We start from the raw sequence: 17,055 nt of genomic DNA on the forward strand, positions 1-17,055 counted from the left end.
TTGTGCCGGGTTGTGCCGGTTTCCCGGAACGCGACGAACAAACATCAGGCGCCGGCCTGGCGGCGCGCGGACAACTTGTTGGTGAGGATGATCAGCGCGGCGATCAGCGGCATCACGGCCATCACGAGCACGCCGGCATGCAGGCTGCCGGTCAGCGTCTTGGCCCAGCCGATGATGGCCGGACCCCAGAAACCGCCGGACAGGCCAATCGTGTTGATCAGCGCGATGCCGCCCGCCGCGGCCGGGCCCTTGATGTACTCGGGGGGAATGGCCCAGAACACCGTGTAGGTCATCCAGAGCGCCGAGGTGCCGAGTGTCAGCAGCGCCAGCGACAGCAGGAGATGGCCATCGGCAAGGGGCGACAGGGCAAGCATCAGCGCGCCGAGCAGGGCGGGGATGGCGGCGTGGTAGCGGCGTTCGCCCTTGCGGTCCGACCGGCGGCCCATGAAATACATGCCGAACGCGGCGCCGATGTAGGGCAGCGCGGTGTACCAGCCCAGTTGCACGGTATCGGTCACACCTTGCGCCCGGATCAGGGTCGGCAGCCAGAAGCTGAAGGCATAGATGGCGGCGATGATGCAGAAGTACGCCAGCGCCAGCACGTAGATCTTGGGGTCCTTCGCCACAGCCGCGAACGAGTGCTTGTGCGCGACGGATACGCCGAGATCGGCTTCCAGCAAACGCCGCTCCTGGTTGGTCAGCCAGGTGGCGTCCGCGGGGCGATCCGGCACCAGGAACAGCGCAAGGATGCCGAGCAGCACACAAGGCAGGCCTTCGATCAGGAACATCCATTGCCAGCCCGCCAGGCCGCCGGTGCCGGCCATCGCGGTCATCAGCATCGCGGAAGCGGGGCCGCCGATAATGCCCCCGATGGGGCCGGCCAGAAACACGATTGCAATGGCGCGCGCCATGCGTTGCGGGCCGTACCAGCACGACAGGTAATAGATCATTCCCGGTGCAAAGCCCGCTTCGAAGATGCCGAGCAGGAAGCGCATGGCATAGAACGTCGGCACGTCGCGAACGAAGAGCATGCAGGCGGAGGTGATGCCCCACAGCATGAGAATGCGACTGAACGTCTTGCGCGCGCCGACGCGCGGCAGCATCAGGTTGCTCGGCAGCTCGAAAATCACGTAGCCGATAAAGAAGATGCCCGCGCCGACGCCGTACGCCGCATCGGAGAGGCCAAGATCCCCCTGCATCTGCAGTTTGGCAAAGCCGATATTCACCCGATCCAGATAGGCGAAGAGATAACAGATCAGAAGGAAGGGAAGCAGACGCAGGTTGATCTTGTTGTAGAGCGTCGAGGTGTCGTCCACGGCGCTTGCGTTCGAAATCACTAACATGCCAGTCTCCAGAGCGTTGTGATTTTGTTTGGTGAGGTGGCTGGATAGTGGCAGTCTTGGGGCCATCCACAAACAGCAACCAAACTCACACTTCGTTCTCTCCAGAGCAACACAACGTGGCGGTGGCGTCAGAGTTCAGGTATGTTGTGCGCCATCCAACACAGCGTCCCCAGTCAGGTTTCGACATGCGTGAAATCAATCAGCAGCGGTTGCGATATTTCCGTGAGGTGCTGGCGCACGGCACCATTCGCGGGGCTGCGGAAAGCCTCAATACCTCGCCGTCGGTCATCACGCGGCAAATCAGGTTGCTAGAGGAAGAACTGGGCACGACGCTGTTCGAGCGCCAGCCGCGCGGGGTCACGCCGACAGAGGCGGCCGCGCATTTGCTCGAATTCTGGCGGGGTTACCGGTCGCACCAGGAAAAGCTTGAGGACCAGCTGCATGCGCTGAAGGGATTGCAGCAGGGCAATATTCAGCTGGTATTGAGCGAGGGTTATGTCGATGCGCTGGTCAACGAGGTCATCGCGCCATTCTGCGAGCGATACCCGATGCTGGATATCCGCATGGAAATCCTGCCGGTTGACGACCTGCTGAATGAAGTCGCGGAGAGCCGCGCGCATATCGGCCTGGCCTACAATCCGCCGCTCCACCCGCGCATCGAATACCGGGCAAGTTGTCTCCAGCCGATTGTCTTGCTGGTGCGCCGCGATCATCCGCTGGCGTTGCGCGGTGGCGAGGCCAGCATCGATGACGTCCTGTCATATCCGCTGGCGCTGATGCCGGAGTCCTATGGCATCGGCCATGCCGCGAAGATGCTGGAGTTTTCCGAGAACATCAGGATTCGTCCGACGCTGGTCACCAACTCGTTGTCGGCCCTGAAGCAATTCGTGGCCTGCGGCGATTTCATTACGCTGGTCGGCGAATTCGCGGCGTATCGCGAGATCGCTGCGGGGACCCTGGCGGTCGTGCCGATCAATCATCCGTTGTTCCGTGGCACGCAGGCGCGATTGCTGGTCAAGGCCGGCCGCCCGCTGCCCGCTGCGGCGCTGGAGCTGCTGGACTACATCACGCATCGCATGCCGATGTTTGCGGACCGCCGGAACGGGTAGGGCGTTCGCGCGGGCTGCCGGCAGGGTGATCAGTCGGGTGTCAGGGAAATCGGCGGGCCGGCGCGCATGGGGGGAATGGTGACGGCCCGTACGGCGTCAGGTCAGCAGGTTGAACACCAACCCCAGTGCGATGGCGCCGCCCAGTGTTTCCACCGCTGCCAGCGCGATCAGGTTCCTCAGAATGAAGGCATTGTCTTGCTTGGTCACCATGGTGTTGTCTCCAGAAAGGTTCCAAACCCTGGCGGCGCCGAGCGCCGCCTCGTCCACACTGCAACCTGGCTTCAGTAGACTGCAACGGTGGCCGGGAGAACAAGTCCGCACAAACCCGCATGGGGAGATTGCGGATGGCGACGCTGAGAGCAAAGTCCGCTGCCGCCCGGTGCTGTGAGGCCGTCACTCATTCAAGTTGGGGGTACAAGTGGCCGTAAAATCCCGACATCTCCGCTCTCGATCCCGATTTCACCCACGCCATGATGAAAAAGACTTTCGTGCTGACCGCCCTGACGATGGGGGCGATCGCGGCCCACGCGCAGTCGACCGGCAATGACGCTGCGCCGCTCGGTCTGGAACTGGGCAAGACCCGGTGCGAGCGGCTCTCGTCGCCCACGCGGCATGCACGGGCGGGGCAGGCGCCCTGGGCCGGTGGCGATACGGTGGAAATCAAGCATCTCGAACGCTTTAACCTCCCGGGCCTGACCCGCGCCATCGTGAATTGCGACGCCCAGGACACGGTGGCACTCATCACGCTTACCTTCGATCGGACGGCGCTGGATGAGGTCAGCCGGAAACTCGACGCGCGCTACGAGTCGAAGCGCAAGACCGATTCGGCTGCCGAGAATGCCTACGCCGAATGGGCTGCCGCCAACGGCAGCGTGGAAATGCTCTACGCGCGCGACGGCAAGCAATTCACCGTGGCGTATTGGGCCAAGGGTGCCAAGGCGAAGTACTTTGCCTATAGCGGCAACGGCGGCGGCACTGCCAGCAAGAAGCCGGCCGCGCAGACACCCCCTGCCGCCGCCGCTGCTGCTGCTCAGCCGGCACCGCTATAGGGGTGGCTACGGCGTGTTGCAGCGCTAACTTCTTTCCTCTATCGCTGTTGGCGATTCCGGTCCGAACCGCCAATGTCGCTTCCTTCGAAACACCGCAAGTCGAGATCCCGAATCTCCTCGGTCATGAAGTCGATAAATGCCCGGGTGCGCGTTGGCAAATGCTGGCGGCTCATATAGCAGAGGTAATGCCCTCTGCCATCCGGTCCGTGGTGGGGGAAAATCGTCACGAGCTCGCCACGGGCAAGGTGATCGCAAATCTGATAACCCCCGAGTTGGGCAATGCCGTGCCCATCCAGTGCCGCATTCAACACCAGATCTGCGTCATTGAAGGTTAGTTTCGCTTTCGGCAGATATCCCTGGATAAGTCCATCGATTTCGAACTCCCACTCGGAGATGCGTCCATTCGAGTGCCTGAGATTAATGCAGTCATGTCGATCCAGGTCGCAAATCGAGGAGGGCAGCCCGCGCCGCTCAATGTACGATGGAGACGCACAAAGAGCCAGCAGCATGGGGACCAAATGTTTCGCAATGATGCTGGAGTCTTCAATGCAGCCATTTCGAAACGCAACGTCTATCTGTCCTGAAGCCAAATCCGGAGCGTGATCGCTCAGTAACAACTCCAGTTTGATATCGGGATAAGCCTTGGTGAATTTCGGGAGCAGTGGGGCCACCACCTTTCGCCCGAATGCCACCGGCGAGCTGATGCGAAGAACGCCGCAAGGCGGGCCGTGACGAAGATTCAGCATCTCGTTCACCGCATCGACAATATGTCTCACTCCCAGGCTGCAATTTTCGAAGAATCGTTGACCCTCTCCTGTGAGGCGGGTCGCCCGTGTCGTTCGAAGAAACAACCGTGTGCTTAGCTGGGTTTCGAGCTTCTGTATGTTTCTGCTGACCGCCGATCTTCCAATACCCAACCGTTCGCCCGCCTTGGCAAAGCTGCCTTCGGTTGCCACTGCCACAAACGCGATGATTCCTGCGTAGTTGGTTGCGAAATATGTCGATACGGCGTCAGCGCTGCTTGGCGAAATACCTTTAAGGCTGCTACTTGAGGTATTTAAATGATTCATAGATGTTCGAACTGTCTCCTGGGCACCGCATTTTCATCAAGACAAAAAGAAGCCGGCGCCTTAGGACGAATCAGGCGCCGGCCAAGAGGAGCAGACGAAAATAAGGCTCCGACGTGTGAGCATGATAAGCACCCACGACGTTTGCCGGAAGTGTCGTGACGGGTACCGCGATGTTGTCATGCAGACAACATTTCATTTTGGCAGGGCAAACTTTGGTATCACAAATTAATGCCATGACAAGTAAATAGTGCTTGGGACATTACTTAAGATGTCGGGCCTGGATAAATCTGGCGATTCTCGCATGCTACAAAGCACATTTCATTTGACCGGTTCTGCAGAGATAACCGGCACCGCGCTACCCGCCACACGCCATGACCTTCGCGTTCATGCGGTGGATCGTCCCGTATGTTTTGGCCCAGTCGATATTTCAAAAATTGTGCCTTTCAGTTCCGATGGCCATGGGCGAAAATCCCGCCCCCGGTCTTCTACTGCTCTCAAACATGGTGGCGCCGGAGCCTGGTCCTCCAGCCCATCCCCTTCAGACTTCCCGTCGGAAGCGAGCAGTCGTGGTGTACAAGGGAAGCAGTTTTATCCCGGAATGGTAGGGAATCAATCTCCGGCATTGCGGTATTTTTGAGGTTGACGTCGGAAGGTAACAGTTGGGAACAATAAATCATCTAGATATACCTGGAAGCGACATTCGGGAAACTCCATCGAACGGCGCTGACGCCCTGTCTACATGTTTCGCGACGAGTTTCGCTGGAATCATTGCGTTCCTGGCGGTGGCCACGGAGGGTAGCTTTGCCAAGGCAGGGGAACGCTTGGGAATCGGCAGGTCGGCAGTCAGCAGAAACGTCCAGAAACTGGAAAAGCAACTATGTACCCGCTTGTTTCTGCGGACGACCAGGGCGACCCACCTCACGCGGGAAGGCCAACGTTTCTTTGATCGTTGCAACCGGGGGATGAGCCATATTGTCGACGCGGTGAACGAAATACAGAACCTTCGCGACGGCCCGCCGTGCGGCGTTCTTCGCATCAGCTCGCCGGTGGCTTTTGGACGCAAGGTGGTCGCGCCACTGCTTCCCAAGTTTTCCAACGCGTATCCCGGCATTGCATTGGAACTGGTGCTGAATGACGACTCTCCCGATTTTGCTTCGGATCAGATCGATGTCGCATTCCGCAGTGGGCATATCGAGGACTCCAGCATCATCGCGAGGAAAATCAATCCGATGCAGATGGTCTTGTGTGCATCCCGCTCCTATATTGAACGACGGGGTGTTCCCTCCACGATTCATGACCTCAAGCGGCATGACTGCATCAATTTCAAATTCCCCAATGGCCGCATCTCGGAGTGGGAATTCAAGGTGGATGGGCGCATACAGGAGTTCCTGCCGGCAAGCAAACTGACCTTCAACGACGAAGATCTCGTGCTGAAGGCGGTGCTGGACGGTTATGGAATTGCGCAGTTGGGTGCGTATCAGGTGTGTGATCACGTCGCTCGTGAAGAGCTGGATCTGGTGTTGCAACGCTATGCACCTGACGACAAGGGTAACTACATTTGTTACACCAGCAGGCAGCACCTGCCTTCCCGTACGCGCGTCTTTGTCGATTTCATGACCGATGAAATACGGGCGCGCGACGTGCTTTGCCTTGAAAATCATCGCGTTGACCGTCTGGAGGAAGCCTTCACGCTGTGACCCGGTATGACGCTTGCCGACTGCGACAAGCTGTCGCCGTCCGCCCCGGAAATCGATGATGGACTTCGGCGGGCTGCTCGTCGATTGACGTGAGGCCTTCGGCACCTATACTCAATTCGGGTATCGGGCAGTCCGAGGCAAGTGGTTGAAGCGGCCTTTCTCTGCCGATTAGCGCCCGCCATCTCAAATCGACTGCAATGAAGATCGCCGCCTGATTCCCGCCGCGAGTCATGAAGTCCATCGCCTATCCCTACCAAACGCCTCAGGAGCGGGGAACACTGAAGTGTTTCCTGCTGGCGCTGTTCATGCATGTGCTGCTGGGCATGCTGCTCTACTACGCGGTCCACTGGCAAAGCCGGACGCCGGCCGGCGTGGAAGCCGAGCTGTGGGATACGATCCCCGAGACTGTACCGCCCGTGATCCAGTCGGAGCCGGAGAAACCGCAGCCGGTAATAAAACCTGAGCCGGAGGAAAACGCCGACATCGCCTTGCAGACGCAGAAGCGCCGCCAAGCCGCTGCGGCGGCGGCCGCTGCCGCAGCCGCAGCCGAGGCCGCCAGGCAGGCCGAGCAGCGGGAGCGCAAGGCGCGCGAGGCCGAGCGCCAGGCCGCCGCACAGCAGCAACGCCAGAGCGAACTGGCACGCCTGCAGGCCATGGCCAATAACGCCGCCCCGGCCACTGCCACTGGCGGCGCGGGAGGGCGCTCAGGTACCGGCGCCGGCGCGGGCGGCACCGCCTCGCCGGGCTATGCGGACAAGGTGCGGCGCCGCGTCTTGCCAAACATCATCTTCACGGAAGAGGTGGCCGGCAACCCGACCGCAGTGGTCTCGGTGCGCATGGCGCCAGACGGGTCGCTGCTGTCGGTTCGGCTCGCCAAATCCAGCGGAAACGCCGGATGGGACAACGCGGTGCTGCGCGCGGTGGAGCGGTCCGATCCTCTGCCTCGCGATGAGAACGGCATGGCGCCTTCCAATATCAACATCTACTTCCAGCCACGGGATTAGACTGCGCGCGCTCGATGGGCGCGCGCGTAATTAGCGTGCATTGCCGTCGATGGCAAGGCTGGAAAACGACCGTTGCAAAATCGAACAGAATGTCAGGGGCCTCGACGCTACAGTGATTCCTCCCATGCCCGAGGGCGTTTTAGGAGGTACACGAATGAAGCAACATCTGGCGAAATCCCTGTTGATGGCTGGCGCGCTGGTCGCGTCCTACCCGCTGCTCGCGCAGCAGGCCCAGCCTGTTCAGCCGGCCCAGCCGATGCCCATGACTCAGCCCATGCAATCCGTCCAGCCGGCGTCATCCGTTCAGCCGATGCAGGCCGTGCCCGTGGCAGCGACGCCGGACCAGGGGGCGCCGACCGCCGCACGAGATCCCTACGCACAAGGTGGTGCGCTGTCGGCTCAGTCGGGAGCCGCACCCGCTTCCGCACCCGCATCCATCGACCCGACACAGGCCCGTAGCCCCGGCGCGGCGATGGACGCCCCCGGCATGAGCCTGGCGCCCGATGCGCTCGGAACGCGTCTGGGTCAGCGCAACGCTTTCCTGGACGGCGCCTGATTGCCTGTTGGCGCCTTGATGCGCGGCAGGTCCGATCGGATCGGTCGCGCATCCATGCCGCGCTGCAACAGGCTTAATTCACCCGCTGCTTCTCGCGCTGTATCTGGCGCAGTCTCTCGTACTCGGCCAGGCGGCGCTGATACTCCTTGTTGTTGACGCTCGGGCCGCCGTCGCCCCGGAATAACTCGCCCAGGCGCGCTTGCTGCCAGGCGGCGAGGTCGGCGCGCACGTCTTCGCGCGTCACGGCCGGCGGCGGGTTGTCGGTGCTGGCGGCTTGTGCCGCGCTCGCGAGCGTCGAGAACAGCAGCGCGGCGGCGATGGAAGAGAGGGTGATACGCGTCATCTTGCAATCCGTTTGGTGAAATGTGCCGGGCATCCGCGGTGCCGCAGCAAGGCGGCGCCGCGCGGCATGTACAACCTGGTCGTCATGGCCACCGTCGATGACCGCGTTGCCCTGGCACCGGGCCTGGAGACTGCATTTCACGATTGCGCTGTATCGCCACGGTTTCGCCGAACGTGGCGCTTGTATATCAGCGTGTCTCTTGTGGCTGTCGATAAATTGCAACACAAGAACCGCCACGTCGACGCCCCTTGTGGCATTCGCTTCGCTTGATGTGCGGTGCGTCACGTCCGCATGTATCGTAGTGTATGGAGCAGGCGCCCAGACAAACTATCATTCAAGAGCCCATCACTTCGGATACAGAGCCAATACACGCTCGCCGTCAAATCGCACGTGCCGCGAAATCGCGCGTGTCGATGTGTACGCACCGAGCGTTCCAGCGCGACCAGCGGCATGAACAGCGCATGCATGTTGGCCGCCTTTAGCGGACGATCTGGACACATTCATAGCAGTACAACTTGCTCCATGTCTTCCATGCGCTGCTCCTCACGAGCCCAATAAGAGTAGCTGGAGATCAGATGAAGAAAGTTCTTGCGGTTGTTGCCGCATCCGTTGCCGCCAACGTGGTGTATGCCCAGTCCAGCGTGACGCTGTACGGCATCGTCGATGCCGGTGTCGAATACCTCAACAACACCGGGCAGAACGGCAACGGCCTCGTGCGACTGACGTCCGGGAATCAGTCCGGATCGCGCTGGGGCCTGCGCGGCGTGGAGGAACTGGGCGGCGGGCTGAAGGCGGTTTTCCTGCTGGAAAGCGGCTTTGACATCGACACCGGGACTTCGGCCCAAGGCGGGCGCCTGTTCGGTCGCAATGCCTACGTGGGGCTGGAAAGCCAGTACGGCGCACTGCTCCTCGGGCGGCAGCAGACTTCCATGCGCGAATTCGGCACGATCTATGATCCCAACGCGATTTCCGACCGCTACGGCATCCTGTCGATCGCGCCGGAGTTTGGCGCGCGCGCGGACAATACCGTCAAGTATGTCGGCAAGTTCGGCGCGCTATCCGCACAAGCCTTCTACTCGTTCCAGTCCAACGGCAACGAGGTGGCCGGCAGCAACGTCTTCGGCCGCAATTTCGGCGCATTCGTCAACTATGCCACCGGCCCCTTCTCGGTAGGCGTGGCTTACGACGACGCGCACGTCGGCACGCCGGCAAACCAGGCGCCGGTCCTGCGGCGCGTTTCGGTGGCTGGCACCTATGCGGTGGGGGAAGCCAAGATCTACGCGGGCTACCGTCTGGCGAAGGCATACGATGGCGCCATGCTGCCGGGCGCCCAGTCGGCCGATGCCGGATCGAACTTCTACTGGCTGGGGTTGGCTTACAAGCTGACGCCGGCGTTCTCGCTGACGGGCACGGCTTACTACCAGGACTTCCGCCATACCGGGTCGGACCCGTGGCAGTTCGTGCTGACCGGCGACTACACGCTCTCCAAGCGCACCGACCTCTACACGTCGGTCTCCTACGCGCTTAACAAGGACAACTCGCAACTTGGCGTCAACGGCTTCAACAGCGGCACCGGTTCGAGCGCCGTCTTCAACGTCCAGCCCGGCAAGAACCAGGTCGGTGCGGTCATGGGCGTGCGTCACCGGTTCTGATGGTTTCGCCCCGGCCACGGGGCATTGTTTCCGCACCGCCGATCGGCGATCAGCGATCCGCAATCAGCGACAAGGGGCCCGATCCAATCGGGCCCCTTGTCGTTTCGGTCACCCGCGTCTGGCATCCGTGGTCTCGCGCGGACCGGCCTTGTATCGCAGTGTGTCCGCCGGTCCGCCGTGGACACTGGATTACAAAGATCCCGCCCGGCCGATACATCGCCGATACGCGTCACCGCTCAAATGGAATCTCCTCTCACGGAAATGACGAAGGGATATCCAATGAAATCGACTCGAATGATGGCGGCGGCGCTGCTGATCCTAGGAAGCGGACTGACAATGCACGCGGCGCAGGCGCAGCCAGCGGGCATCCACCGCACCGATCTCCTGCAGCGCGATCTGAGCGCGCCAGAACGCGAGGCCGTCCAGGTTCGTGTCGACTTCGACCGCGGCGCATTCGCACCCAAGCACTCGCATCCGGGCGAAGAAGTTGCCTATGTGCTGGAAGGCACGCTGGAGTATCAGCTCGGCGATAACCCGCCGGTCACGCTCAAGGCCGGCGACGCGCTGTTCATCCCTGCCGGAACCGCCCACTCGGCGAGGAACGTCGGTAGCGGCAAGGCGTCGGAACTGGCGACGTATATCGTCAAGAAGGGCGCACCGCTGGTCGTGCCGGCCAAGTAATCCGCCATGCGATTTGACCTCGAATCAGGCAACCACGGCAAAGAGCTGGTTGCACCGGAATCTACCCCGAATCCCGTCCTGTCCCGCCGCGCACTGCTGCTGAGCGGAGCGGCGGCCGCGGCCGCTGCCATATTCCCTCCGGTCGTGTCGGCCGTTCAGCCCGATGCGGGGCAGCGTTACGCGGCAGACGCCATCCGTCCCTTCCGCATCCACGTCCCGCAGGTCGCGCTCACCGACCTGCACCGCCGGATCATGGCGACCCGCTGGCCCGAAACGGAAACGGTCAACGACCGTTCCCAGGGGGTGCAGCTCGCCAGGCTCCAGGCGCTGGTGCGCTACTGGGAGACTGGCTACGACTGGCGACGCGCGGAGGCGAAGCTCAATGCCTTGCCGCAGTTCCTGACGCATATCGACGGCCTGGATATTCATTTCATCCACGTGCGCTCCCGTCATCCGAACGCATTGCCACTCGTCATGACTCACGGCTGGCCCGGTTCGATCTTCGAGTTGCTGAAAGTCATCGACCCGCTGACCGATCCCACTGCACATGGCGGGGCCGCCGAGGATGCCTTCCATCTCGTGATTCCGTCCATGCCTGGCTTCGGCTTTTCCGGGAAGCCCACGGGCACCGGCTGGAACCCGGACCGCATCGGCCGTGCGTGGGACGTCCTGATGAAGCGCCTCGGCTATTCGCGCTACGTCTCGCAAGGCGGCGACTGGGGCGCCATCATTTCCGATGCGATGGGCCGTCAGGCGCCCGATGGCCTGCTCGGCATCCACGTCAACCGCGTGGAACGCGCGACGACGTTCCCGCCGGAACTCGCGAAGGCGCTGAAGAGTGGCGATCCCGCGCCGGCGAACCTGTCTGCCGAGGAGCGGGAGGTGTTTGACCAGGCCAGGGAGTTCCTCAACAAGGGCTTCGGCTACGCCGCGATCATGGGCACGCGTCCGCAAACCGAGGGATATGGCCTGGCCGACTCGCCAGTGGGGCTGGCGGCGTGGATCTACGACAAGATCGCCGATTGGGTGTTCACGCGCGGCGAACCGGAGCGTGCGCTGAGCCGCGACGAGATTCTCGACAACATCACGCTCTATTGGCTGACGAACACCGGGCCCGCCAGCGCGCGGATCTATTGGGAGAACAACAACAGCGGCGCGCGCCTGACCCCGATCTCGATCCCGGCGGCCGTGACGGTCTTCCCCGGGGAGGTCTACAAGCCGCCAAAGAGTTGGGCGGCGCGCGCCTATCAGAACCTGATCTACTACAACCGGGTGGAGAAGGGCGGCCACTTCGCGGCCTGGGAGGAACCGGTCCTGTTCAGTACTGAAATACGCGCCGCTTTCCGGTCACTGCGCTGATCGCGGCATCGGCCAGCGCGCGAGCGCTGGCTTTCCCCCTTCGGTGCAGATGCGACATCGATCCGACGTCGATGCAACGCGGGCGCGCCGGAGGGGGGCTCAGCGCCGCTGCGCCAGCCAGATGCCCGCCGCGATGGCCACCAGCCCGGCCGCGTGGTACCAGCGCGGCCAGTCGCCCAGCAGCAGCGTGGAGAGCAAGGCCGCAAACACTGGCGTCAGGGTGATGAAGAACACCGGCAGCTGGGCGCCTGCGCGGGCAATCGCGCGATCCCACGCGAAGTAGGCGAGGAGGGAAGGGATGGTGGCCACATACATCAGGATGGCAACGACCTTGCCGCTCCACTGGAAGGGCTGATGCTGTGTCATCAACTCCCATACGACCACTGGCACGCTGGCCACTACGCCAGTCACGATTTGCGTGAACAGCAGCACGGGCAGCGGCACGGCAGGGCGCTTCTTGCGCAGCAACCACGTATAGGCGCTCCACGCGATGGTGGCCGCCAGCATGAACAGATCGCCGGCAACGAAATCGAGCTGGGCCAGCCGGCCGACCTCGCCGCGCACGAGCACGAAGGACACCCCCACCAGACACAACAGCGCCCCGGCGACATGCCATGATTTCATCTTCTCGCGGAAGAACGTGGCGCCAATCACCAGCAGGAACAGCGGCGTGGAAGCGCCGATCAGCGTCACGTTGATCGGCGTCGACGTGGTGAGTGCCAAGTACTGGAAGGCGTTATAGCTGGCGATCGACAGGACGCCCATGGCGACGAGCACGCCGGCATGCCGGCGCAGGGTCGACCAGTGCGCGATCACGCCGCGCCAGGCAAACGGGGCCAGCAGTAGCCCGGCCAGCACCCAGCGCGCGAAGTTGAGGGTCACAGGCGGCACCGTGCCGGCCGCGAGGCGACCGACAATGGCATTCCCGGCCCAGGCCAGGGGCGGGAAGGCGAGCAGAAACAGGGTGGTCCAGTCGAGCCGTCTGGTGGCGCTTGCGTGCATGGAGGCAAACCGTTGCGTCTTGTCGAAGGCGCATTATCCGACGGAACGGCGTGACGGACGCGACGGAACGCCCGCGGCACCCCGCAAGCATGCGGGAAATCCCCTACCCCCGGATGAAAGGCTCGCGAAAGCTTCGGTGAAATAGCATTGGCTCCCATCAGTGGTCAACAGATGCAGGAGACACCATGCAAATCACCGGCATGCTTCACGGCGCGCGGTTGCTGCAGCTCGTGGGTTTTCCCACGGCCGAAGTGCTCGGGCCCGACGCCAACGACGACCAGATCAAGGACCTGATCGACCGCCACAAGCAAGTCTTCATCAAGCCTGTCTTTCGCGGCGGCGTCGGCAAGAAGGGCAAGGCGGGTTTGCTCGGCCGGGTGGGTGACCTGGCTTCCGCGCTCAAGGAAAAAGAGCGTCTCTACTTCGTGGAGCACGAGCATGGCAACCAGCGCGCCAAAGCCAATGGTGTGACCTTCGAAGGGGGCGTGCCTTCGGACCATGAAATCTACTTCTCGCTGACCGATTCCACTGAGTTCCGCGCGCCCACCATGACCCTGACGCACCACGGCGGCATGGAGATCGAGGAGCTCGACAACAGCCAGATCGCGCGCGTGCCGTTCAGCCCGTTGACCGGCCTCAAGGCCTTCGTGGTGGCGAATGCGCTGAGCCGGCTGAATGCGCCGAAGGAAATCATTTCCCCGCTGGTGCAATACCTGCCCAATCTGTGGGACCTGTTCCACGACTACGGCATGACCACGCTGGAACTCAATCCGATCCGCATGCGCGCCGACAAGCGTGGACGGCTGACGCCGGTGGCGTGTGACTTCAAATGCGGCTTCGACCGCGACGATCCGCGCTGGCAGCGCCTGAACCTCCCCGCGCATCTGTTTGCCGCCGACACCTCGCCGTTCGAGCAGGAGATCAACCAGCTGCGCACGTATCAGGGCCAGAGCGACGTGTACATCATCAACGCGAAGGGCACCATCCTGGCGCCGACGTTTGGTGGCGGCGCCAACTCGCTGGTGACGCAGATGCTGGGCGACGACGCGATCATTTCATCCGATTTCGGCGGCAATCCCCCCTACGAAAAAATGAAGGCCGTGGCCAGCATCTGCTTCAAGCACTGGCTCAAACAGAGCAACGTGCTCTTCATCATCGGCGGCAAGTCCAATAACACGGACATCTTCGAGACCTTCCGTGCCATGGCCGACGCGTTGCGCGAGCACTTCGGCAAGTACGGCCCATCGCCGCTGTATGTGGTGGTCGGGCGCGGCGGCCCGAACCTGGTGCGTGGCATGGCGGTGCTGCGCGACACCTGCGAATCGCTGGGGCTTCCCTATGTCAGCTTCGGCTTCGACTCGGCCATGAGCGAGGTGGTGGACCACGCCCGCAAGGTGGACGCGTGGATGAAAGCTGGTGGCCGCGAGCAGGTTGCGGCGCGATTGAATGTGGCCGCCTGAAGCCACTGTCTGGAGACTGCGATGCGTATCAAGGGTGTGAGCGATTTCAAGTACTTTGTCGGCATCCATTCGTTGGCCGAAGTGGCGACGCGCGAGGATCGCGTGTGCGTGCTCAATATCATGGGCGGGGAGTCCAGCGATGTCACGCCGGTGGGCCATGCCTACTCGGGCGGCAACGTGGTGTTCGGCACCTCGCCCGGCCGCAAGGGCCAGGTGCTCGACACCCCCGTTGGGCCGATCCCGGTCTACAACAACGTGCGGGAAGGGCTGGAAGCGGGGCATCGCTTCAATTGCGGCGTGGTCTATCTGCCGCCGTCGGCGGCCGATGACGGCGTGGTGGAACTGGTGCGGGTCAATCCCGACCTGAAGAAGATCTTCATCCCGACCGAAAAGATGTCGGTGCACGATGCCCGCGAAATCCGGGCGCTGGCGCAGCTGAACGGCATCGATATCTTCGGTGGCAACAGCCTCGGCGTGGCCGACGCCTGGAACCAGGTACGCATCGGTGGAGCGCTGGGCGGCGACGCGCCCGGCGATTTGCTGCGCAAGGGTTCGATCGCGATCCTGTCGAACTCGGGCAGCTTTACCACCACCATCGCGCAATACATGCGGATGGCGGGCTGGGGCACGACCACGCTGATTTCGAGTGGCAAAGACGTCTACATCCACTATGCCGCGCCGGAATTCGCGTACGCGCTGTCCAACGATGATCGCAGCAAGGCTGCAGTCCTGTATTGCGAGCCCGGCGGCTTCTACGAACGCGATGCAACCTTCACCAAGCCGGTGGTGGCCTGCGTGGTCGGGCGCTGGAAGAGCCGGCTGACGCGCGCGGTGGGCCATGCCGGTGCCATGGCGGGCGGCGGCGACGACGCCGAATCCAAGGAGCGCTGGTTCATGGAGAAGTTCGGCGTCGACGGGCTGTTCACGCCGCAGTGCCCGGTCTTCTCGGCCAAGGGCGCGGTGGTGACCAATATCGCCGACATCCCCGCGGCGCTGACCGCCGTGATGCGTGCCAACGGCGTGGAACCCGATTTCGAGCCGGAAGGCACGATGGAGCTCAAGCCCTGGTTCAGCAGCAACAAGGGCTTGTCGCTGCCAGCCGATCTCGACTTGCCCGTGGTGCAGGCGCCCGCGCCGTACGGCGAGCAGATCGGTGCGCTCGCCCGGCAGATCGGCGCGGTGCTGCCGCGCCAGTCGATGAAGGACACCTCGGGCGCTTCGCAGATGGATGCCGGCACGCAGCTGACCAGCCTGCATGGCGTGTCGATGCTCGACGCGACGCGGTATCCGCTGGAAGTCAACGTGAACCTTGCGCTGCTGCACGAGCCCGGCGGTGTCAACGACCAGAAGCTGATCAACGTGGCGCTGGCGGCCTCGCTCAACCTGCACGGGCACCCCGCGCTGGCAGCGGCGCAGGCCGCGCGCGACGCCGGCAATGCGCCCAACAGCGTGCTGGCCGCGGCGGCCAGCATCCTCGGGCCGCGCTCGCAGGAACGCGCACGCGCGCTGACGCACATGCTGATCGACGCCTTTGCCGCGACCGGCCTCGAAGACGCGACGAACGAAGACTTCGACACCAGCGGCGTCCGGCTTGCATCGCCAGGCTTGTTCGTATCGGAACAACCCGACGACCGGGCCAGCGCGATGCTCAAGGGCATCGACACACGGGGCGCGAAATCGGTGTTTGTGCGTTACCTGCGATCCTTGCCGGGGCATCCGACGGAGGATGCCGTGCTGGCCGCCATCAGCGCCACGCTGGCCTGGGGCCCGCTGAAACGCAAGCGCGTATCGCGGATCACCGCCGAGAGCCTGCCATGGTGGATGCAGCTGTTCGGCGCGCTGATCGGCGCCTCGGTGCCGGCGGACCGGCACCAGCCCGGCGCTTTCTGCGGCATGGCGACCAGCGATCTCCTCGGCCAACGGTCGATCACCGAAGTGGCCTTCGTCGCGCTGCTGGGCCTGACCGCCAATGCGGCTGACCTGCATGCGTTCCAGGTGCTGGTGGGGCTGCTGCTGAGCAACGGACCGGGCACGATCTCGGCGCAGGGCGCCAAGGGCGCGGTTTCCGCCGATGGCCCGGAAGATCCGGAGCGCGTGCAGCTCAACAAGGCGCTGGTCGGCTTTCTGACGCACACCGGCTATGCGCATGGCGGCAACGGCTACGAGGGCATCGCCTTCCTGATCGATCAGTTCAGGGATGCGGGCCTCCAGGACCCGGGCGACCCCGGCCACGGTATCGACCTTAAGGCACTCGCGCAGCGCTACGTCAGGGACTATGCTGATTACAAGGCAAACAAGAAGAATACGGGCAGCCTGGACATCCAGAAGATCCCTGGTGTCAACCACCCAGTGTTCAAGGACAAACCAGTGAACCACGATCCTCGTGAAGTGTTCATCGGGAACCTGTTTGCCGAGCGCGGCGAGTACAACGTATTCCACGCGTTCTACCGGACGCTGGTGCAGACGCTGTTCGACGAGGGCGTATCGCGCAATGTGTACTGCGTGAATATCGACGCGGTGATCGCCGCGCTGCTGCTCAAGATGCTGTGGCGGCCCTGGCAGAGCGGGCAATACGCGGAAAGTGCGCTGGAGACGGCAGCTTTCACGATCTTCCTATACCCGCGCATGCTCGGCTGTGCCGCCGAGATTGACGATCACCTCAACCGGGGACGGAACATGGACACGCGCACGGCGGCTTCGAAGTGCGGGTTCGTGGCCTAGGACGCTCGC

At 62.8% G+C, this 17,055-nt stretch carries 14 protein-coding genes; 10 read left to right on the plus strand and 4 right to left on the minus strand.

The genetic code is table 11. The features are described 5' to 3' along the window. Positions 1–44 precede the first annotated feature (44 nt). The gene (locus BLR29_RS13985) at positions 45–1,343 is read right to left on the minus strand and encodes an MFS transporter (RefSeq protein ID WP_092137602.1); all 1,299 of its coding nucleotides are present in this window, start codon (positions 1,341–1,343) and stop codon (positions 45–47) included. A 185-nt stretch (positions 1,344–1,528) separates the two neighbouring features. Between BLR29_RS13985 and BLR29_RS13990 the strand changes: the two genes are divergently transcribed. Then, positions 1,529–2,452, plus strand: coding sequence for a LysR family transcriptional regulator (locus BLR29_RS13990; protein ID WP_092137603.1), 924 nt, complete (start codon positions 1,529–1,531; stop codon positions 2,450–2,452). A gap of 470 nt (positions 2,453–2,922) precedes the next feature. Then, entirely contained in the window at positions 2,923–3,501 is a 579-nt protein-coding gene (locus tag BLR29_RS13995) for a hypothetical protein (protein ID WP_369804608.1), read from the plus strand. 38 nt (positions 3,502–3,539) lie between these two features. Here BLR29_RS13995 and BLR29_RS14000 read toward each other — a convergent pair whose 3' ends face one another. Continuing rightward, a complete protein-coding gene (locus BLR29_RS14000; protein ID WP_092137604.1) occupies positions 3,540–4,571 on the minus strand; it encodes a LysR family transcriptional regulator in 1,032 nt (343 codons plus the stop codon). Between the two features lie 668 nt (positions 4,572–5,239). Between BLR29_RS14000 and BLR29_RS14005 the strand changes: the two genes are divergently transcribed. The 3 genes from BLR29_RS14005 to BLR29_RS14015 all read left to right on the plus strand — a co-directional run bounded on the left by BLR29_RS14005 (position 5,240) and on the right by BLR29_RS14015 (position 7,828). Then, positions 5,240–6,268, plus strand: a complete 1,029-nt coding sequence (locus BLR29_RS14005; RefSeq protein ID WP_092137810.1) for a LysR family transcriptional regulator — start codon at positions 5,240–5,242, stop codon at positions 6,266–6,268. Between the two features lie 230 nt (positions 6,269–6,498). Next, positions 6,499–7,272 (plus strand): cell envelope integrity protein TolA, encoded by a 774-nt coding sequence (gene tolA, locus BLR29_RS14010; RefSeq protein WP_092137605.1) that lies wholly within the window; start codon positions 6,499–6,501, stop codon positions 7,270–7,272. A gap of 154 nt (positions 7,273–7,426) precedes the next feature. Continuing rightward, on the plus strand, positions 7,427–7,828 hold the full coding sequence (locus BLR29_RS14015; RefSeq protein WP_092137606.1) for a hypothetical protein: 402 nt from the start codon (positions 7,427–7,429) through the stop codon (positions 7,826–7,828). A gap of 73 nt (positions 7,829–7,901) precedes the next feature. Here the strand turns inward: BLR29_RS14015 and BLR29_RS32445 are convergent, their stop codons facing one another. Next, on the minus strand, positions 7,902–8,171 hold the full coding sequence (locus BLR29_RS32445) for a DUF4148 domain-containing protein (RefSeq protein ID WP_176860950.1): 270 nt from the start codon (positions 8,169–8,171) through the stop codon (positions 7,902–7,904). A gap of 575 nt (positions 8,172–8,746) precedes the next feature. Between BLR29_RS32445 and BLR29_RS14025 the strand changes: the two genes are divergently transcribed. The 3 genes from BLR29_RS14025 to BLR29_RS14035 all read left to right on the plus strand — a co-directional run bounded on the left by BLR29_RS14025 (position 8,747) and on the right by BLR29_RS14035 (position 11,863). Continuing rightward, on the plus strand, positions 8,747–9,823 hold the full coding sequence (locus BLR29_RS14025) for a porin (RefSeq protein ID WP_092137608.1): 1,077 nt from the start codon (positions 8,747–8,749) through the stop codon (positions 9,821–9,823). Positions 9,824–10,102: 279 nt separating this feature from the next. Continuing rightward, complete coding sequence (locus tag BLR29_RS14030) at positions 10,103–10,504, plus strand: cupin domain-containing protein (RefSeq protein ID WP_092137609.1); 402 nt, start codon at positions 10,103–10,105, stop codon at positions 10,502–10,504. A gap of 6 nt (positions 10,505–10,510) precedes the next feature. Further along, positions 10,511–11,863 (plus strand): epoxide hydrolase family protein, encoded by a 1,353-nt coding sequence (locus tag BLR29_RS14035; protein ID WP_092137610.1) that lies wholly within the window; start codon positions 10,511–10,513, stop codon positions 11,861–11,863. A 99-nt stretch (positions 11,864–11,962) separates the two neighbouring features. Here BLR29_RS14035 and BLR29_RS14040 read toward each other — a convergent pair whose 3' ends face one another. Next, the gene (locus BLR29_RS14040) at positions 11,963–12,865 is read right to left on the minus strand and encodes a DMT family transporter (RefSeq protein WP_092137611.1); all 903 of its coding nucleotides are present in this window, start codon (positions 12,863–12,865) and stop codon (positions 11,963–11,965) included. Between the two features lie 185 nt (positions 12,866–13,050). Here BLR29_RS14040 and BLR29_RS14045 point away from each other — a divergent pair, with 185 nt between their 5' ends. Both BLR29_RS14045 and BLR29_RS14050 read left to right on the plus strand, forming a co-directional pair. Beyond that, positions 13,051–14,325 carry an ATP citrate lyase citrate-binding domain-containing protein gene (locus BLR29_RS14045; RefSeq protein ID WP_092137612.1) on the plus strand — a complete coding sequence of 425 codons (1,275 nt, stop codon included), beginning with the start codon at positions 13,051–13,053 and terminating at the stop codon, positions 14,323–14,325. A 21-nt stretch (positions 14,326–14,346) separates the two neighbouring features. Next, positions 14,347–17,046, plus strand: coding sequence for a CoA-binding protein (locus BLR29_RS14050; RefSeq protein ID WP_092137613.1), 2,700 nt, complete (start codon positions 14,347–14,349; stop codon positions 17,044–17,046). Positions 17,047–17,055 lie beyond the last annotated feature (9 nt).

Origin of the sequence: Cupriavidus sp. YR651, from assembly GCF_900101625.1 — a bacterium.
Lineage (GTDB): Bacteria > Pseudomonadota > Gammaproteobacteria > Burkholderiales > Burkholderiaceae > Cupriavidus.